The sequence below is a fragment of the Serratia sp. 121840015-1 genome (genome assembly GCF_053627655.1).
Genome location: NZ_JBSEYF010000001.1, coordinates 2491250 through 2509457 on the forward strand (window position 1 = coordinate 2491250; position 18208 = coordinate 2509457).

The following is an 18208-nucleotide window of genomic DNA, read 5'->3' on the forward strand; positions in this document are numbered from 1 at the left end:
CTTTATGCGGCCTTTCTTTTATCCCCCTGCCGTTCAAAGAGCATTTTTGGCCACCTTTTTACCCCCGGTTTACCCTTGCGTAACGGCGCACTCACGCCTATTATCAAAGAATATTCTTGGATAATTAAGCTAAGTCACTGTGACCTGAATGTCGTTTTTGCGGGAGAACTAAAACCATGGATCGCGTCAATATCATTCACGATTTACTAGACTGGATTGAAACTCATCTGGACCAGCCGCTGCTGCTGGATAACGTCGCCGCCAAATCGGGCTACTCCAAATGGCACCTGCAGCGCATGTTCCGCAGCACCACCGGCCACGCGCTCGGCAGCTATATCCGCGAGCGGCGTCTTTCGCAGGCGGCGCAGGCGCTGCGTTCCAGCCCACGCCCGATCCTGGATATCGCCCTGCAATATCATTTCGACTCTCAGCCTTCGTTCTCACGCGCCTTCAAGAAACAGTTTGGCAAAACCCCGGCAGTCTATCGCCGCACCACCCGCTGGGACGTCGCGGAATGGCCGGCGCAGCCGGTAGAGGCGGAGGCCGAACCGCGCCACGATGCCCCTACGCTGCCTCGTTGGTATGCGGGCAAGCCGCCGGAAGGCGTCTGCACCAGCTGGATGGGGCTGCGTTAATCGGCACGGCATAAGGCACAAAAAAAGGGTCAGTTCGCGAGAACTGACCCCTTTTTTATTGAAGCGACACCGGATTATTTGAAGGTGACGTCGACGTTGGCAGTGGCATTGAACACCCCGGTCTTCGGCGTATTGGTCAACCACTTCAGGTTCGCGATAAAGGTCTCTTTCACTTCGTTCTGCTTATCCTGCAGCACGCCGCCGAAATCCACGTTGGTTTGCAGTGGGATCGGTTTTTTACTGGTGTCGCGCTGCTGCGTCAGGAAGATCGCCACGCCCGGTTGGGTGGTTGGCAGGATCTGCGTGTTGTCTGACGGATCGGCGTTGGTGCTGCTGAAACTGGCCTGCAGAGATTGGCCGGCACATTCGCCGCCGCTCAAGGTAGCCTTGATATCGAACGGCACCTGCTTGGCGATAGTGCCGGTTTTGGCGCTGGAGCTGGTTAGTACGCCGAAATCGACGCTGGCACCGTTGTTAGCCAATACGGTGATCTGCGGGTTGCACTGGATCACGCGGATCTTGTCCAACCCCTTGATGTAGGCGTTAAAGTTGCTGTCTTTGGTCGCGTTCAGCCCCAACTCACCATCGATCTGGAACAGCGACGCGCGCGCCAATGGCGGGAAGTTACCCGCCGGCGGTTTCACCCCGGTGGCTTTGATATACACCGAATAGGTGGCAGTCACCGCCTGAGGATCGGCTTTTCTTCTGTTACTACCCGGCTTGGTACCCGGCCCCAAATCAGGGCCCGTCGGCCGGTTGGAGCTTTGCTTCAGGTTGATCGCATCATAATCACGCCCGTTGATCGATACCCCAATCTCCAACGACTTATCCAGTGCGCCGAACGAGTTCTGCGGGTTCCAATAGATGTAAGCGTTCTCTCCGCGCGGGTAGTTATCCGTATCCCAGCAGGTAAAGGTGGAGGTAAAGTTCTGCGAACGCCAAATCAGGTTGCCTTTGACGAAGTCGCTGGCGGCCAGCACGATCGGGCGGCCGACGTCGATATCCTGCGTTACGCTGCCAACCGGGTTTTTTGAACCCGTCGAGTTGCCGAAGCGGCACTGCATCGCCGCCGCCTGTTGCGCCATCGCCAACCCCGCCAGCCCCACCACCGACAGAAGTGTGTTACGTGCTAATTTGCTCAAGTTCATGGTGTACCTTACAGTTTTTGGCATTGCAGGGTCAGTTCCTGATATCCCATGGCCGCTTGTTTGTCGCCCACGTCCGCCGGAATCGGCAGTACGCATTGCTGATCGGCTTTCGGACCCCATTTGATCGTCAGTTTCTCACCCGCTTTCACGCCGGAAACATAGGTTGCGCCTTCCAGACCCACGGTGCCGCTGTTGCGGCCGGACTCGTTGAACACGCCGGCGCCGATGGCCGGATAACCGTTGTCACCCAGACGAGCGTGAATCAGCAGGCTGACGCCCTTGAAGGTATCGAAGCTCACCTTCACCACCGATTTCTCGGTCGGCACCACTTGTTTACTGGCCACCGGCACATCCAGGCCCGGGCCGAAGTCTTCGGTGCGCAGCGCCACATAGTTGTAGCGGTACGGGTTGGCCGACGGCACCACCGCATAACCGAAGCGATCGATGGTCACGCCCGGCTGGTTTTCCAGACGCACGCCTTTGGCATCTTTCGCTTCCACCAGCAAGATGGTGTTCTGCAACGGCTGAGTCAGGGTCGCGCCGCCGGAGTGCACCAGCAGACCACCGGAGAGGCCCAGTCCTTCCTGGCGGTATTTCGAACTGTAGGCATAGCTACCGTCGATGTTACCGATGCTGCTGCTGTAGCCCAGGTTCAGGTTGCTGCTCTGACCGGAGGACTGCGTATGCCCGGTGGAAACCGAGTAGTTCATGCGACGGTCGTCCAGCATGGTGCCGCTGATGCCGGTCGAGTAGCTGTCGCCGCTCTGTTTGCTGTGCGCCGCGCTGAAGTTGGCGGTGGTCGAGTTGTTGCTCTGGCCCCAATCCAACGGGATCGACATCGTGAAGTTCACGCTGCGATCGGAATAACCGTACTGGCCGCGCGTATCCTGCAGATAAACACCGTAGGAAATGCGCTTGAAGCCGTCGTTGTAACCCAGTTGAATCGTGCGGTCGTTGCCGGACACGCCCCAGTAATTCTGGTGGCTCACGTTGGCGTACAGGCTGGCACCCGCCCACAGCTGCTGGCTGAGCGACAGCTCGACGCGTTCACGCTTGTTGCCGTAACGCGCAGTGTATCGGGTACGTTTCTGGTTGTTGCTCCAGGAAGGCTGGCCCGGCTGCAGATCGTTCGGATCCCAGTAATCATTGGCATAAATGCCGTTGCGCCAGCTGTTGCGCTCCTGGACCGCATCGCTGAGATCATAGTAACCGGAAGTCGCATAGCGATAGCCCGCCAACTGGAAGTTGGTGCCCATCTGGTTAAGCGACTTGGAGTACAGGAAACGGAAGCTCTGCCCCTGCTTGCGATCGCCGTTCGCCAGCTCGGTATCGGAGATCGAACCGTCCACGGAGATGGCACCCCATGACCCCAGGCTCTTACCGATACCCACGGCAGCGGAACGGTAGTGCTCCGCGATGATGGCGCCGCCGAACGGCGTCAGGCCATAGTTCATGCCGTATGCCGCGGTGCCCTGAATCAGTTTCGGCTGATAGCCGCCGTTACCGTTGTGGTATTTACCGGCGGTCAGCTGGAAGTTCCAAATGCCTTCTCGCAGCATGTTGGCCACGGAAGAGTAGGCGACGCTGAACGTTTTATGCGAACCGTCGGCCTCGTTCACGGTGACCTGCAGGTCACCGTTGTTGGTATGCGGATAGACGTCGTGGATCTCGAAAGGACCCGGCGCGACGTTGGTGCTGTAGATGACGTAACCGTTCTGGCGAATTTCGACGCGGGCGTTGGTCGCCGCCACGCCGCGCACCACCGGCGCATAACCGCGCAGGCTGTCCGGCAGCATGTCGTCAACGCTGGAGAGTTGCACCCCACGGAACTGGAAGCTGTTGAACACGCTGTTGTTGGTGCTCGCCTGGCCCATCACCAAACGGCTGCGCCATGGCACGATATCGGTTTCGGCCCAGGAAGAGACGTTGGTCCAGTTGCTGCTGCTGCCACTCTGCTTATCCCAAGTGGAGTTGTTGCGCAGGCGCCATCTGCCCAGGTTGAGGCCGCTGTTCAGCGCGAGGAACATGTACTCGCTGTCGTCGGCGTCATCTCGGCGATAGCTGTTCTTGTTGTAGTTGAAGTTATAGTTGGCGAACAGCGCGTTGATGCCTTCATCGTACATGCTTGGCGGGATCGCCCCGATCGCGCTCAGATCCATCATGGTCTGCGGCACGGAAATGTTGATCTGCTGCACCGCCGCGTCATAGCTGACGGTGGCGTCTTTAATCAACTCAGACACATCAACACAGCTGCCGGCCTGCAGCGTTTCCGGCAGTTTGATGCCGTAGTTGCGCAGGTCTTCAACTTTCAGGCAGGGTTGAGACGCGGTCTGGCCTTTAACCTGACGAAAAGTAACATCCTTATGATCGACCTGAGTCAGGTTGACATAGATGTCGAATGGGTAAACGCCCGGTTGCAAAGCATCGCCCTGAGCGACCGCTTCCGCGTTGCTCAGGTTTTCATCGCCGTGAATAAACGACATGTTAAACTCTGCCAGCGCCGCTTCACTCCATAACATCGGCGCACTGGCGGCAATGATTGCAATTCGGATCAGCTGTGTCAGCCGCGTCGTTCCGCCTGCTACTTTTCGTTGATTTGCCATTCCCTGTCTCTCTTATTGTACTGGAACGTCCTTGACTTCCGTTCTACCGCCAAAATCGTTGATATAACTGAAAGCAATCTTGTTGCCGACGCTGACGCCCGCCGGGATGTTGATCGATAAGCGATCTTTCGGGCTCACCATGTTGGCGTCCACATCCACGGTCTTGCCCGCGCTGTTTTTCAAATGCAGCGCCCCAAAGGTGATATGCAGCGGGCCATCGTTAATCACTTGCAGACGTGAACCTTCACGCTGCCAACGCAAGTTTTGTACTTGCTCGTCCAGCGTCGTTTTCAACGCCACCGGCCGGTAAAAAAGTTTGATTCGGGTACGCACCGCAACCTGCAGCACGTTTTCCTGCTTCGGCGCCGGTGGAATTTCCTGCACGTTAATCCACAACAGGGTTTCTTTATCCTGAGGTAAGCCATTACCGGAATAGATAAAGCGCAGAACGGCAGTTTTAGCAGCGTCCAATTTCAGAATCGGTGGAACGACAACGACAGGCAGATTTTTCGGCACTTGGTTTCTGTCACCGGTGTCCAGCCAGGTCTGCACCATATAAGCTTCTGAAGCATCGTTATGAATCGGCAGAGAGGCGGATTTGTCATCGCCTTTATAGATCACGCGAGTGGCATCTACCTGGATACCGGCGTAGCTGTTAAAGGCGCCCAGCATCAGCAGAGCAGCAAAGAACTTTTTCATCGGTTTCCTCTACGGGCCATCCTTGGCCGTGTGTGTCCTGAAAGACGATTATTTGTATTCGATAGTGAACGGGCTGGTAGCGTTAGCCAGACCTGCAGTTACGTTGCTATCGAATGAACGGTAACGAGCCTGCAGGTTGAAGGTCGCTTTACCGTCAGCAGCGATGGTGACTTTCGCTACGTCGTCTTTGATGTTGGAACCGTCGCCGATAGCGAATGGCTTGCCGTTGTTATCGGTGATTTCGATACCCACGCCGGTAGCTGCAGCGCCAGTGCCGCCAACGTTGCTTACGGACAGCAGGTCTGGGTTACCAGCAACGGTGTTACCGTCGAAGCGCAGGCTGTAATCGCCGGCATCACATTTTTCCAGAGAGATCTGGAAAGCTTTAGAAGCGGATTTAGAACCCACGGTTGGGAACGCAGAAGTTGGGTAAGTACCCAGGTAAACTTCTTTATTCTGAGTATCGCTAGTTACCTGGCAGGTAGACTGTTTGATTTCACCGGTGAATTTAACAGTGCCGTTTGCTGCCATTGCGTTGGAAGCAGTTGCAGACAATACCAGGGCAGCCAAAGGCAATAATACTTTTTTCATTTCCAGCTCCATAGAACAATAAAATAATCGATTCAGTGGCGGGCTTATATATATATTGCCGCCACTGAGCATACACTCAGCGATAGCACTCCCTTGCTGAAAAGGAGCGTTGCCTCGATGAACTCATTGCCGGACGAAATATAGACTAAGCATATTCTTAATGTTAAATCGTTTAAAACATTCATAAGGCCCCTCTTGATAGGAATAAACTATCGGCGGATACCTATCGATCGATGTTGACGATTCATATGAATAGGAATAATCTGTGTTTGGGAAAGCTGCAGAGTTCAAGATTTTGCATTAAGGCCTGAAAATCAGAATATTATCCCGAATATTTACATTTAGTAACAGATTGCGACGTTTGGACTTTGGCACAAATTACGCGTTAAATGGTCTGTCGACACGCTTCGGCCATCCTGACGCTTTAAATAAGAAATTTACCAATAAGCCTGGAGTAACTTTCTTTTTAACCATTTAAAATCAACAAGTTAAATATCAATCCAAGGATTGGGAAATGAGCAGTTCTTTCAGAGAGAAAAATAACGGCATTAATTATGTTTTTCAGCCAATGTTCGCGAAATCGGGACAATTGCTGGCCGTTGAATGTCTGTCTCGCTTTACGTTTAATAGCGAATATGCCCATTTTTCTCCTGAACAGTTCTTTCGCCACGCCGACAGCGCCACCCGGATTGAGATTTTGATGGATCAGATCAATCTGATCGATAAATACAAACACTGGTTTCATGAAAACCAAGTGATAGCCACTTTGAATGTTGACGATTATTCCCTGCAATCGCTGGCGAATACTCACTTTGCCGAAAGAATTAATGCTATGCGCTGTATTCATTTCGAGATCAGCGAGAATTCAACCCGGCTGGTGAAAGATCGCGTGCACGGCGATCCGTCATTGAATAGTTATTCATTTTGGCTCGATGATTTTGGTTCTGGCTATGCGGGTTTTTCCGCGTTGTACAACAGCCAGTTCCGCTTCGTTAAGCTCGACCGTTTTCTGCTTTGGGACTTCATGAAAAAGTCCGGCGGTGAGGGCTTGATGCGCGCGTTACTGCGCTTCTTTTACCTTAATCATTACAAGGTAATTATCGAAGGAGTTGAAACTCCCGAACACAAGAAATGGCTGGATGAAATGCCATATTACGCACTGCAGGGAAAGCTGTGGAAGGAATCCAGCATCAAGGATTTGAACTCGCTTCTTACAGCTGAATACTTTTAACTCGGTATTGGTGTTTGCCCTATGTCTAAAAACAACGTTCTTGTGATTAGTGAGTGTAAGTACAGCTATGTTGGCCTGTCGGTGCTGCTGAAGAAACACTACGGCGCGTACGATATCCGCCTGTTTTCCGATTTCATGCACGGTGGCGCCAAAGCAGAGAAGATCACCAAGCACGATATCGCGCTGATTTTCACCTCGCAAAACCTCGAACAGAGCGTCAACGTGATCGAAAGCCTGGTGTCCCTGCACCAGCAGTACAACAGCAAAACGCGCCTGTTGGTGTTCTATGACGACGAGCGCGTAGTGAAACTGTTGTCGATCCTGGGGATTTCCGTCGAGTTGGTCTCCACCCGCATTCCGCTTTATTCGCTGCAGGAAAAAATCCAGCGGCTGCTGGAAAGCAAAGAACCGGGCGGCATCAGAGTGCAGAAAACCCGCGAGCTCAGCCCGGCGGAAAGCGACGTGATCTTCAATCTGCTGCGCGGCGACAGCCTGCTGCACATTGCGGAAAAGCGCGGTACGCACCCAAAAACCATCTTCTCGCAGAAATACAGCGCGATGAAAAAGCTGCGGCTGCGCAGCATGAGCACCATCTTCGTCGCCGGCAAATAACCGGCTCTGGCTTGTTGCGCGGTACGCCGCGCGGCAACCGGCCCTCCCCCGCCAAGTTAAATTAATGTAACAACCGGCGACAAAGCAGCAACAGACACACAACATCCTTTCCTGTTGGCTACGATTTGCACACGGATTATCCGTGAGTCATGTCGTGTGGATTAAAATAAACATCAGGAGATGTTATGAAGTCGTCCTTATTCAGCCGCTACACCTGCTTTGTGCTGAGCATCTTGCTCACCCTGGTTTTCTTAATCATGATGCGCAACCATCCGTGGTTCTGGCTGCCGGCCCTGGCCTGCGGTGGCTTGATGGTGCTGGGTATCTACGATCTCACGCAGCAACGCCACGCCATCTGCCGCAACTACCCGATCATCGGCCGCCTGCGCTTCTTCTTCGAATTCATCCGCCCGGAACTGCGCCAATATTTCCTCGAGCAGGATAATGAAGAGATCCCGTTTTCACGCACCCAGCGCACGCTGGTGTATCGCCGGGCGAAAAACGAGATGGGCGACAAGCCGTTCGGCACCCTGCTGGATGTGTACCAAACCGGCTATGAGTGCATCGGCCACTCCATGCGGCCGGTGGAAGCCGCCGATCCGACCAGTTTTCGCATCACCATCGGCGGCGCCGACTGCCGCCAGCCCTACTCCGCGTCGATCTTCAACATTTCGGCCATGAGCTTCGGCGCGCTCTCCGCCAATGCCATCCGCGCGCTCAACCTGGGTGCAGCCAAGGGCAATTTCTACCACGACACCGGCGAGGGCAGCATCAGCCGCTATCACCGGGAAAACAACGGCGATCTGGTGTGGGAGCTGGGCAGCGGCTATTTCGGCTGCCGCACCGCCGACGGCCATTTCGATCCGCGGCGCTTTGCCGAACAGGCACAAAGCCCGCAGGTGAAAATGATTGAAATCAAGCTCAGCCAGGGCGCCAAACCCGGCCACGGCGGCATTCTGCCGGCGAAGAAGGTGGATGCGGAAATCGCCGCCACCCGCGGCGTGCCGGAAGGGGTCGATTGCATTTCGCCGGCCTCGCACAGCGCCTTCACCACTCCACTGGAAATGATGCATTTCATCCAGCAGCTGCGCGAGCTGTCAGGTGGCAAGCCGGTCGGTTTCAAGCTGTGCATCGGCCATCCGTGGGAGTTTGTCGCCATCGTCAAGGCGATGCTGCACACCCGCATCCTGCCGGATTTCATCGTGGTAGACGGCAAGGAAGGCGGCACCGGCGCCGCGCCGCTCGAGCTTTCCAACTATATGGGCATGCCGCTGCGCGAAGGGCTGCTGTTCGTGCATAACACGCTGGTAGGCTGCGGCCTGCGCGACCAGATCAAGGTAGGCGCCAGCGGCAAGATCATCAGCGCCTTCGACATCGCCAGCGTGCTGGTGCTCGGCGCCGACTGGGTGAACTCGGCGCGCGGCTTTATGTTCGCCGTCGGCTGCATCCAGTCGCAAAGCTGCCACACCAACCACTGCCCGACCGGCGTGGCGACGCAAGATCCGCTGCGGCAGAAGGCGCTGGTGGTGCCGAACAAGGCGGAGCGCGTCTACCACTTCCATCAAAATACGGTGAAAGCGCTGGCAGACATGCTGGCGGCGGCCGGCGTCAGCCGCCCGGAACAGCTGACCTCGCACCATATGCTGCGCCGCATCACGCCGACCGAGATCAAAGTGTACGCCGATATCTATTACTACCTGGAGCCGGGCGCGCTGCTGCAACCGGAGATCAAAAGCGAGTTCTACGCCCGCATGTGGCGTATGGCGACGCCCACCAGTTTCGATCAGGCGATCTCGCTGCCGGCGGCATGAAGGGATAAAAAAGAGTTGCCCCCTCGCCTTGGGGAAGAGCATATGGAGAGGGGTTGCTTGCTACGGCGGCCCTCCCCCTCAACGGCGAGAGGGCGTGTCGGTTACTGCTTGCGCACCGGCGCATCGCCGGCGACGTAATAGTCGGCGGTGCTGCGCGGCAATGGCGCGCGCTGGCGAATGCGATCGGCTAACTTCTCGGCGATCATGATGGTGGTGGCGTTCAGGTTGCCGGTGATGATCAGCGGCATGATCGACGCATCCACCACCCGCAATCCCTCCATGCCGTGCACCCGGCCCTGGCCGTCGACCACTGCCATCTCATCCTCGCCCATCTTGCACGAGCAGGACGGGTGGAACGCGGTTTCGGCATGCTCGCGCACGAAGGCATCCAACTGCTCATCGGTCTGCACGTCCGGCCCTGGGCTTATCTCGCGGCCACGGTATTCGTCCAGGGCCGGCTGCGCCATGATCTCGCGCGTGATGCGAATAGCGTCGCGGAACTCCTGCCAGTCCTGCTCGGTCGCCATGTAGTTGAACAGAATGCTCGGGTGCTGGCGCGGATCTTTCGATTTCACCTGTACCCGGCCGCGGCTCGGCGAACGCATCGAGCCGACGTGCGCCTGGAAGCCGTGCTCTTTCACCGCGTTGCTGCCGTTGTAGTTAATCGCCACCGGCAGGAAATGATACTGAATATTCGGCCAGGCGAACTCTGCGCGGCTGCGGATGAAGCCACCGGCCTCGAACTGGTTGCTGGCGCCGACGCCGGTGCCGTTGAACAGCCATTCCGCGCCGATCTTCGGCTGGTTGAACCATTGCAGCGCCGGGTACAGCGATACCGGTTTCTTACAGGCGTATTGCAGGTACATCTCCAGGTGGTCCTGCAGGTTTTCCCCGACGCCCGGCAGATCGTGTACCACATTAATATCCAGACTTTTCAGCAGCGCAGCCGGGCCAACGCCCGAACGCTGCAGGATCTGCGGCGAGGCGATGGCGCCGGCGCACAGCAGCACTTCGCGCCGTGCTGTGGCGTGAGTCAGCTGATTGCTGTCGCCCTGCAAATACTTGACGCCTACCGCACGCTTGCCGTCGAACACGATATGGTCGGTCAGCGCATGGGTGACGATTTTCAGGTTCGGCCGCGAACGCGCCTGATCCAGATAACCGCGGGCGGTGCTGGCGCGGCGCCCTTTCGGCGTCACGGTGCGATCCATCGGACCGAAGCCTTCTTGTTGGTAACCGTTCAGATCGTCGGTACGCGGGTAACCCGCCTGCACGCCGGCTTCCACCATCGCGTGGAACAGTTCGTTGTTACCGGCTTTCGGCGTGGTGACGCTCACTGGGCCCTCGCCGCCGTGGTAATCGTTCGGGCCGATATCGCGGGTTTCCGCCTTGCGGAAATACGGCAGGCAGTCCAGATAGGTCCAGTCTTCCAGACCCGGCGCCTTGGCCCAGTTATCGAAGTCCATCGCGTTGCCGCGAATGTAACACATGCCGTTAATCAGGGACGAACCGCCCAGCCCTTTGCCGCGGCCGCATTCCATCCGACGGTTGTTCATGTGCGGCTCAGGATCGGTTTCATATGCCCAGTTATAGCGGCGACCCTGCAGCGGAAACGCCAGCGCGGCCGGCATCTGGGTACGGAAATCCATCCGGTAGTCCGGGCCGCCGGCTTCCAGCAGCAGGACGCTGACGTCGGCGTCCTCGGTCAATCGGGTGGCTAACACGTTGCCGGCGGAACCGGCACCGATAATGATGTAGTCAAATTCCATTCATTATCTCCTAAATATTCGTATGCCTGGATGATGCGAATGGCTTGAATTCCGCATGCTGAATATATCAAGGCAGTTTTGGATGCAAAAAAGATATATCCCCTATGGATTTCGAGTTACAGCTAGGCGGCAAGGGCGCAGAGCCCCAGGAGCTTACTCAAGTAAGTGACTGGGGTCTGCGCTCGCAGCCAACAACGCTGTAGCTTGAAAGACGACGGGGATAGTTAAAATACCGAGGCGTATTCGCCCAGCTCAACCTGCACCGATTTGATCTGGGTGTAGTGCTCCAGCGTCGTCAGGCCGTTCTCGCGGCCGACGCCGGACTGCTTGTAGCCGCCGACCGGCATTTCCGCCGCCGACTCGCCCCAGGTATTGATCCAGCAAATGCCGGCTTCCAGCTGATGGATCACGCGGTGCGCGCGGGCCAGATCGTTGGTCACCACACCGGCGGCCAGGCCGAAGGTGGTATCATTGGCGCGGCGCACCACTTCCTCTTCGCTCTGGTAGCTGAGAATGCTCATCACCGGCCCGAAGATCTCCTCACGCACGATTTCCATGTCGTCGCGACAGTCGCTGAATACCGTCGGCGCCACGTAAGCGCCCTTGCCGAATTCGCCGTGGGTGACGCGTTCGCCGCCGCACAGCAGGCGCGCGCCGCTGTTCTTGCCGCTCTCGATAAAGCGCAGCACCGACTCCATGTGCGCGAAGCTGACCAGCGGCCCGAAGTTGGTCTGCGGATCGGTCGGATCGCCGAGGCGAATGCGCTTCACGCGCTCGAGGATCTTCGCCTCAAACTGTGCCTGCAGCGCCGCCGGCACGAAGACGCGGGTACCGTTGGTGCACACCTGCCCGGAGCTGTAGAAGTTGGCCATCATGGCGATATCGGCAGCGCGATCCAGATCGGCATCGTCGAAGATAATCAGCGGCGACTTGCCGCCCAGCTCCATGGTGACTTCTTTCAGCGTCGATCCCGACGCGTTGGCCATCACCTTCTTGCCGGTTTTCACCCCGCCGGTGAAAGAGACTTTGGCAATGCCCGGATGATCGGTCAGGTACTGCCCCACCTCCGCGCCGCTGCCGGTCACCACGTTGAATACGCCGTCCGGCAGGCCGGCTTCGGTGTAAATTTCCGCCAGCTTCAGCGCCGTCAACGACGTGACTTCACTCGGCTTGAAGATCATCGCGTTGCCCGCCGCCAGCGCCGGCGCGGACTTCCACAGCGCGATTTGAATCGGGTAGTTCCAGGCGCCGATGCCGGCCACCACGCCCAGCGGTTCGCGGCGGGTGTAGACGAACGAGGTATCGCGCAGCGGGATCTGTTCGCCTTCAATGGCCGGGATCAGGCCGGCGTAATACTCCAGCACGTCGGCGCCGGTGACGATGTCCACCGCGGTGGTTTCCGACATCGCTTTGCCGGTATCCAGCGTTTCCAGCGCCGCCAGCTCATCGTTGCGCTCGCGCAGAATATCCACCGCGCGACGCAGGATGCGCGAACGCGCCATCGCCGTCATCGCCGCCCACACCTTCTGCCCGCTGGCCGCGCTGGCCACCGCACGATCGACGTCTTCAGCGCCGGCGGACTGGACTTCAGCCAGAACTTCGCCGTTCGCCGGGTTAATGGCGTTGAAGGTTTTTCCAGCGGTGCTGTCTACATAGGCGCCATGAATATAGAGCTTCTGCAAGCCAAAACGGGACATAGGATCTCCTTGGGTTATCCTCCGGGCGGCGTTTGCCCCTGGAGTTGGAACGTGATGTATTCGGTCGTGAGCGCCAACGCCTGCGACTGATTGAACGCTGAGCCGCGCAGCGCGCTGCGCAGCCACAGTCCGTCGATCAGTGCCGCCAGCCCCTTGGCCGCCAACCGCGCCTGCGGCTGCGGCATAACGCGACGAAACTCGGCGCACAGGTTGGAATAAAGCCGGCGGCCGTTCACCTGCTGCAGCCGGTTGAGCTGCGGCTGGTGCAGACTGCTGGCCCAAAAGGCCAGCCAGGTCTTCATCGCCGCGCTGTTGATCTGGCTGTCGTCGAAGTTGCCGGCGACGATCGCCTGCAGCCGCGCCGCCGGGCTGTTATCGGTCAGCGCCTGCAAGCGCAGCTTCACCGCCTCGCCCAGATGGCTGATCAGATAGCGCATCGTGGCTTCCAGCAGGCCATTCTTATCCTTGAAATAATGGCTGATGATGCCGTTGGAAACGCCGGCCCGCCGCGCGATCTGCGCGATGGTGGCGTCATGCATTCCCACTTCGTTTACCGCGGCGAGCGTGGCATCAATCAACTGCTGCCTTCTGATTGGCTGCATTCCTACCTTTGGCATATTTCGACTCTCACAAAACCGACTTCGGCCTTATCTCAGCGGGCAAATTTCACTGCCGTTTCGCCCGTGATTCAGGTCATCATGAGGACTATTAAACTTTTTTTTGATTGAACGTTCAATAAAAATTGCATATATTTTATTGCCGCCTGGTTAAAAATTTGTACTATCTGGTTGTGGAACTGGCTGATTTTTGTGAGGTAATTAACGAATCTGACCAAAATCAGTGGCTGTAAGCGGTTCCCGCCGCGAAGTGCTCCGGCGCTTCAGCAACAGGCGAAAGCGGCATCATTCAGGCCCTCCTCTGCGGAGACGGCCGCCGCCTTCATTCGCCCGTTTTTCAGAGGCCAACGCGCCCCGGAATACGGAGCGGCACGATTTTCTCAGTTCAGAGGATGACGATGACAACCCACGAAACCTCCTCCAAACCGCAGCAGGACCGCCTCAACCCTGTGGTTTTCTTCACCTCGGCGGGGCTGATCCTGGCCTTCTCGCTGATGACCATCTTTTTCACCGACTTCTCCGGGCAGTGGATCACCCGCACGCTGAATTGGGTGTCAGCCACCTTCGGTTGGTACTACCTGCTGGCGGCGACGCTGTACATCGTGTTCGTGGTGTTTATCGCCGCTTCGCGCTTCGGTTCGATCAAGCTCGGGCCGGAGCAGTCCAAGCCGGAATTCAGCCTGATGAGCTGGGCGGCGATGCTGTTCGCCGCCGGCATCGGCATCGACCTGATGTTCTTCTCGGTCGCCGAGCCGGTAACCCAGTACATGATGCCGCCGGAAGGTGACGCGCAAACGCTGGAAGCCGCGCGCCAGGCGATGGTCTGGACGCTGTTCCACTACGGCCTGACCGGCTGGTCGATGTATGCGCTGATGGGCATCGCCCTCGGCTACTTCAGCTATCGCTACAATCTGCCGTTGACCATCCGCTCGGCGCTGTACCCGATCTTCGGTAAGCGCATCAACGGCCCGATCGGCCACAGCGTGGACATCGCCGCGGTGCTCGGCACCATCTTCGGCATCGCCACCACGCTGGGCATCGGCGTGGTGCAGCTCAACTACGGCCTCAAGGTGCTGTTCGAGATCCCGGAAAACCTGACGGTGCAGGGCTCGCTGATCCTGCTGTCGGTGATCATGGCCACCATCTCGGTCACCTCGGGCGTCAACAAGGGCATCCGCATCCTGTCCGAGCTGAACGTGCTGCTGGCGCTGGGCCTGATCCTGTTCGTGCTGTTCTTCGGTGACACCGAGTTCCTGCTCAACGCGCTGGTGCTCAACGTCGGCGATTACGTCAATCGCTTTATGGGCATGACGCTCAACAGCTTCGCCTTCGATCGGCCGGTGGAGTGGATGAACAACTGGACGCTGTTCTTCTGGGCCTGGTGGGTGGCGTGGTCGCCGTTCGTCGGCCTGTTCCTGGCGCGCATCTCGCGCGGGCGCACCATTCGCCAGTTCGTGGTCGGCACGCTGATCATACCGTTCGTGTTCACCCTGCTGTGGCTGTCTATCTTCGGCAACAGCGCGCTGTACCAGATCATTCACGGCAACGCCGAGTTTGCGCAGGAAGTGATGCAGTTCCCGGAGCGCGGCTTCTACAGTCTGCTGGCGCAATACCCCGGCTTCACCTTCAGCGCCTCGGTGGCCACCATCACCGGCCTGCTGTTCTACGTCACCTCGGCGGACTCCGGCTCGCTGGTGCTGGGCAACTTCACCTCGCGCCTGGCCGACATCAATAATGATGCGCCGAACTGGCTGCGGATTTTCTGGTCGGTGGCCATCGGCCTGCTGACCATCGGCATGCTGATGACCGACGGCGTGCCGGCGCTGCAGAAAACCACGGTAATCATGGGCCTGCCGTTCAGCTTCGTGATCTTCTTCGTGATGGCCGGGCTGTACAAATCGCTGCGGGTGGAAGACTACCGCAAGGCCAGCGCGCTCAGCACCCTGGCGCCGGTGCCGGTCTCCAGCCACGACGTGCTCAACTGGAAACAGCGTCTGTCGCGGGTGATGAACTACCCGGGCACCCAGTACACGCAGAAAATGTTGGATAAAGTCTGCCGTCCGGCGATGCAGGACGTGGCGCGCGAGCTGGAGTTGCGCGGCGCGAAAGTGGAGTTCAGCGAAGTGCCGCCGACCGAAGACGAGCGTCTGAACCACCTGGAGCTGCTGGTGCGCCTGGGCGAGGAACAGAACTTTATCTATCAGATCTGGCCGATGCGCTACTCGGTGCCGGGCTTCACCTACCGCGCCCGCTCCGGCAAGTCGCACTACTACCGGCTGGAAACCTTCCTGATGGAAGGCACCCAGGGCAACGACCTGATGGACTACAGCAAGGAACAGGTGATTGGCGATATCCTCGACCAGTACGAGAAGCACCTGAACTTCCTGCACATTCATCGCGAAGCGCCGGGGGGCACCCTGACCTTCCCGGATATGTGACGATCGATAAATCACGAGAGGGCGTAGCCAGGCTACGCCCTTTTTTATGCCTGCTCGGCCGGCAAGTCGGCTTTCAGCAGCACCAGGGAACCGGCCAGCAACACCAGATCCTTGATTAAAAAGCTGGTGGCGCCGGCCATGGCCGGAAAACCGCCGGCGGAAGGCTCCCAGGCCCCCGGCGTGGAAAAGATCAGCGTCAGCGTAGTCAGGTAGGTTACCGTCGAACCGATCGCCCCCAGCAACCCCAGCCGCCGCGACCAGAATCCCGCCAGCAGCAGCAAGCCGAAGCTCCACTCGGCGACGCCCAGCGCATAGCTGGCGCCGCGGATGCCGAACGCCTGATGCATCCAGCTCAGCAGCGGGCTGTTGCCGATCAGCGGCACCAGCCCCTGCGCCTCGTAATCAAACCACTTGGCGTAACCGAAGGCGGCGAAGATCACCACCAGCGCCGCGCGCATAAAGATAACGTCCCCGTTCGAGCGCTGAAAGCGCCGCAGCCATGTCGCCAGCATCATCCTCTCTCCTTATGTTGCCCACGGCCGCAGCGGATCGCCCGCTTGCGGCCGCGGGGTGCGGCGGCTTAGTGCCCCATCGCGTCCTTCTTCATTTCGTCTTTCTTCATGCCGTCTTTGGCCATACCGTCTTTCGCCATGCCATCCTTTTTCATCGCGTCTTTGCCCATCTTGTCTTTCTTCATGCACTCCTTGCCCATGCACGCTTTCTTCATGCCGTCTTTGGCCATGCCGTCGTGCGACATCTGGCTCATACCGTCCTTTTTCATCGCGTCTTTGCTCATGCCATCGGCGGCGTTGGCGCCGGCCACGCCCAGCATCAACGCGCTGCACATCATCATTGCGAATAACTTTTTCATGGTATTTCCTTCCGTCATGTCAAAGGCACCGGGGTGCCGGAGAATGGCAGGCGGCCGCCTCAGCTGCCGCCAAACCAGTTGTAACCCTGGTCTTCCCAGTAACCGCCCGGGAAGCGGTTGGTGACCTCGATCACCTGAATGTGTTTCGGGTTCTTGTAACCCAGCTTGGTCGGCATGCGCAGTTTCATCGGGTAGCCGTACTTGCGCGGCAAGATCTGGCCGTCATAGGTCAGCGCAATAATCGTCTGCGGGTGCAGCGCGGTGGCCATGTCGATGCTGGTGTAGTAATCGTCGGCGCATTTGAAGCTGACGTAGCGGGCGCTCAGATCCGCGCCGATCGCCTTGAGAAAGGTCGCGAACGGCACGCCGCCCCACTTGCCGATGGCGCTCCAGCCCTCGACGCAAATATGGCGCGTCACCTGGCTAACCTGCGCCATCCGGTGCAGCTGCGGCAGGCTCCAGGCGCGTTTGTCCTGCACCAGTCCCGCCACTTCCAGCCGGTAATCGTCGCCGTTGATGTCCGGCGCGTCCTCCTCGGCGTAGAAAGCGTTGAACGGGAACGGCCGGGTGATCATCGATTCCGGGTAGACCGGCGCCAGGCGATCGTCATTGAACAGCCAGCCCTGTACCCGATCGTTGAAGCGCGAGATGCGGTTCAGCGCCTGTTCGACGTTGGCGTTATCGCTGAGATCGCAGCCGGTGAGCATGGCGATGCCGCCCAGCGTCAGGCCGTTGCGCAGAAAGCGGCGGCGCGAAGGCGCGCTCAACAGCCGCTGCGCTTCTTTGACGATCGCCTGCCCTTCAATGATCGTCATGATCTGTTTATCCTTTTCCATCATTCACTCCTTAGCGTCCGCGCAGCATGGCCAGCAGCGTCCGCGGCACCAGCGCCACCATCACCAGGTGAATCGCGGCGAAGGCCACCAGCGCCGACATGGCGAAAAAGTGGATATAGCGCGCCGCCTCATAACCGCCGAGCAGCGTGCGCAGCAGCGGAAACTGCACCGATTTCCACAGCACCAGCCCGGACAGCGCGCTCATCACGCCGAGGATCATCACCGACAGATAGGCCACGCGTTGCACCATGTTGTAGTGGCGCAGGTCGGCGTGTTGCAGCCTGCCGCGCAGCGCGGCACCTATATCGGCGAGAAACTGCCGTGGGCTGAGCGGCCAATACTTGCGTTTGAAACGCCCGCTGGCCAGGTTGATCAGCAGGTAGCACAGCCCGTTGACGCCGAACAGCCACATGCCGGCGAAGTGCCACTGCAGCGCGCCGCCCAGCCAGCCGCCGAGCGTCAGCTCATTGAGAAAGCTGAAGTTGAACAGCGGCGAGGCGTTGTAGATGCGCCAGCCGCTGGTCACCATGATCAGCATCGCCAGCGCATTCAGCCAGTGCGTCAACCGCAGCCACAGCGGATGCACCGTCTGGCGTTGTTCCGGGGTGAGAGTGAGGCTCATGCGAACTCCTGGCGACCAATGAGGCGAT

The 18208-nt window shown here is 58.2% G+C and carries 16 protein-coding genes; 5 read left to right on the forward strand and 11 right to left on the reverse strand.

Going from position 1 to position 18208, the window contains the following annotated elements; translation table 11 throughout:
• Positions 1 to 176: 176 nt before the first annotated feature.
• Positions 177 to 635, forward strand: a complete 459-nt coding sequence (locus ACUXAC_RS12065) for a helix-turn-helix domain-containing protein (protein WP_019454454.1) — start codon at positions 177 to 179, stop codon at positions 633 to 635.
• Between the two features lie 74 nt (positions 636 to 709).
• Here ACUXAC_RS12065 and ACUXAC_RS12070 read toward each other — a convergent pair whose 3' ends face one another.
• The 4 genes from ACUXAC_RS12070 to ACUXAC_RS12085 are packed head-to-tail and all read right to left on the reverse strand — an operon-like array spanning position 710 to position 5676.
• Positions 710 to 1777: a fimbrial protein gene (locus tag ACUXAC_RS12070; protein WP_204275812.1), complete on the reverse strand. Its 1068-nt coding sequence runs from the start codon at positions 1775 to 1777 to the stop codon at positions 710 to 712.
• 14 nt (positions 1778 to 1791) lie between these two features.
• Positions 1792 to 4386, reverse strand: a complete 2595-nt coding sequence (locus ACUXAC_RS12075; RefSeq protein WP_084826566.1) for a fimbria/pilus outer membrane usher protein — start codon at positions 4384 to 4386, stop codon at positions 1792 to 1794.
• A 12-nt stretch (positions 4387 to 4398) separates the two neighbouring features.
• Positions 4399 to 5085: a fimbrial biogenesis chaperone gene (locus ACUXAC_RS12080; protein WP_084826567.1), complete on the reverse strand. Its 687-nt coding sequence runs from the start codon at positions 5083 to 5085 to the stop codon at positions 4399 to 4401.
• Between the two features lie 48 nt (positions 5086 to 5133).
• The gene (locus ACUXAC_RS12085) at positions 5134 to 5676 is read right to left on the reverse strand and encodes a fimbrial protein (RefSeq protein WP_225529003.1); all 543 of its coding nucleotides are present in this window, start codon (positions 5674 to 5676) and stop codon (positions 5134 to 5136) included.
• A 514-nt stretch (positions 5677 to 6190) separates the two neighbouring features.
• Here ACUXAC_RS12085 and ACUXAC_RS12090 point away from each other — a divergent pair.
• The 3 genes from ACUXAC_RS12090 to ACUXAC_RS12100 all read left to right on the forward strand — a co-directional run bounded on the left by ACUXAC_RS12090 (position 6191) and on the right by ACUXAC_RS12100 (position 9330).
• On the forward strand, positions 6191 to 6907 hold the full coding sequence (locus ACUXAC_RS12090; protein WP_079656351.1) for an EAL domain-containing protein: 717 nt from the start codon (positions 6191 to 6193) through the stop codon (positions 6905 to 6907).
• Positions 6908 to 6928: 21 nt separating this feature from the next.
• A complete protein-coding gene (locus ACUXAC_RS12095) occupies positions 6929 to 7519 on the forward strand; it encodes a LuxR family transcriptional regulator (RefSeq protein WP_004939094.1) in 591 nt (196 codons plus the stop codon).
• Positions 7520 to 7704: 185 nt separating this feature from the next.
• Positions 7705 to 9330 (forward strand): FMN-binding glutamate synthase family protein, encoded by a 1626-nt coding sequence (locus ACUXAC_RS12100; RefSeq protein WP_060421327.1) that lies wholly within the window; start codon positions 7705 to 7707, stop codon positions 9328 to 9330.
• Between the two features lie 101 nt (positions 9331 to 9431).
• Here ACUXAC_RS12100 and betA read toward each other — a convergent pair whose 3' ends face one another.
• From betA to betI, 3 genes are all read right to left on the reverse strand, one after another.
• A complete protein-coding gene (betA, locus tag ACUXAC_RS12105; RefSeq protein WP_141970004.1) occupies positions 9432 to 11099 on the reverse strand; it encodes a choline dehydrogenase in 1668 nt (555 codons plus the stop codon).
• 224 nt (positions 11100 to 11323) lie between these two features.
• Positions 11324 to 12796, reverse strand: coding sequence for a betaine-aldehyde dehydrogenase (gene betB / locus ACUXAC_RS12110; RefSeq protein WP_387444406.1), 1473 nt, complete (start codon positions 12794 to 12796; stop codon positions 11324 to 11326).
• 14 nt (positions 12797 to 12810) lie between these two features.
• A complete protein-coding gene (gene betI, locus ACUXAC_RS12115; protein WP_387444404.1) occupies positions 12811 to 13413 on the reverse strand; it encodes a transcriptional regulator BetI in 603 nt (200 codons plus the stop codon).
• 398 nt (positions 13414 to 13811) lie between these two features.
• Between betI and ACUXAC_RS12120 the strand changes: the two genes are divergently transcribed.
• Entirely contained in the window at positions 13812 to 15851 is a 2040-nt protein-coding gene (locus tag ACUXAC_RS12120; protein WP_060421320.1) for a choline transporter, read from the forward strand.
• A gap of 44 nt (positions 15852 to 15895) precedes the next feature.
• Here the strand turns inward: ACUXAC_RS12120 and ACUXAC_RS12125 are convergent, their stop codons facing one another.
• The 4 genes from ACUXAC_RS12125 to ACUXAC_RS12140 all read right to left on the reverse strand — a co-directional run bounded on the left by ACUXAC_RS12125 (position 15896) and on the right by ACUXAC_RS12140 (position 18180).
• A complete protein-coding gene (locus tag ACUXAC_RS12125) occupies positions 15896 to 16366 on the reverse strand; it encodes a YkgB family protein (RefSeq protein WP_033637683.1) in 471 nt (156 codons plus the stop codon).
• A gap of 65 nt (positions 16367 to 16431) precedes the next feature.
• A complete protein-coding gene (locus ACUXAC_RS12130; protein WP_049272450.1) occupies positions 16432 to 16722 on the reverse strand; it encodes a pentapeptide MXKDX repeat protein in 291 nt (96 codons plus the stop codon).
• A 59-nt stretch (positions 16723 to 16781) separates the two neighbouring features.
• A complete protein-coding gene (locus ACUXAC_RS12135; protein WP_159317818.1) occupies positions 16782 to 17558 on the reverse strand; it encodes a molybdopterin-dependent oxidoreductase in 777 nt (258 codons plus the stop codon).
• A gap of 10 nt (positions 17559 to 17568) precedes the next feature.
• Positions 17569 to 18180: a cytochrome b/b6 domain-containing protein gene (locus tag ACUXAC_RS12140; protein WP_454266671.1), complete on the reverse strand. Its 612-nt coding sequence runs from the start codon at positions 18178 to 18180 to the stop codon at positions 17569 to 17571.
• Positions 18181 to 18208 lie beyond the last annotated feature (28 nt).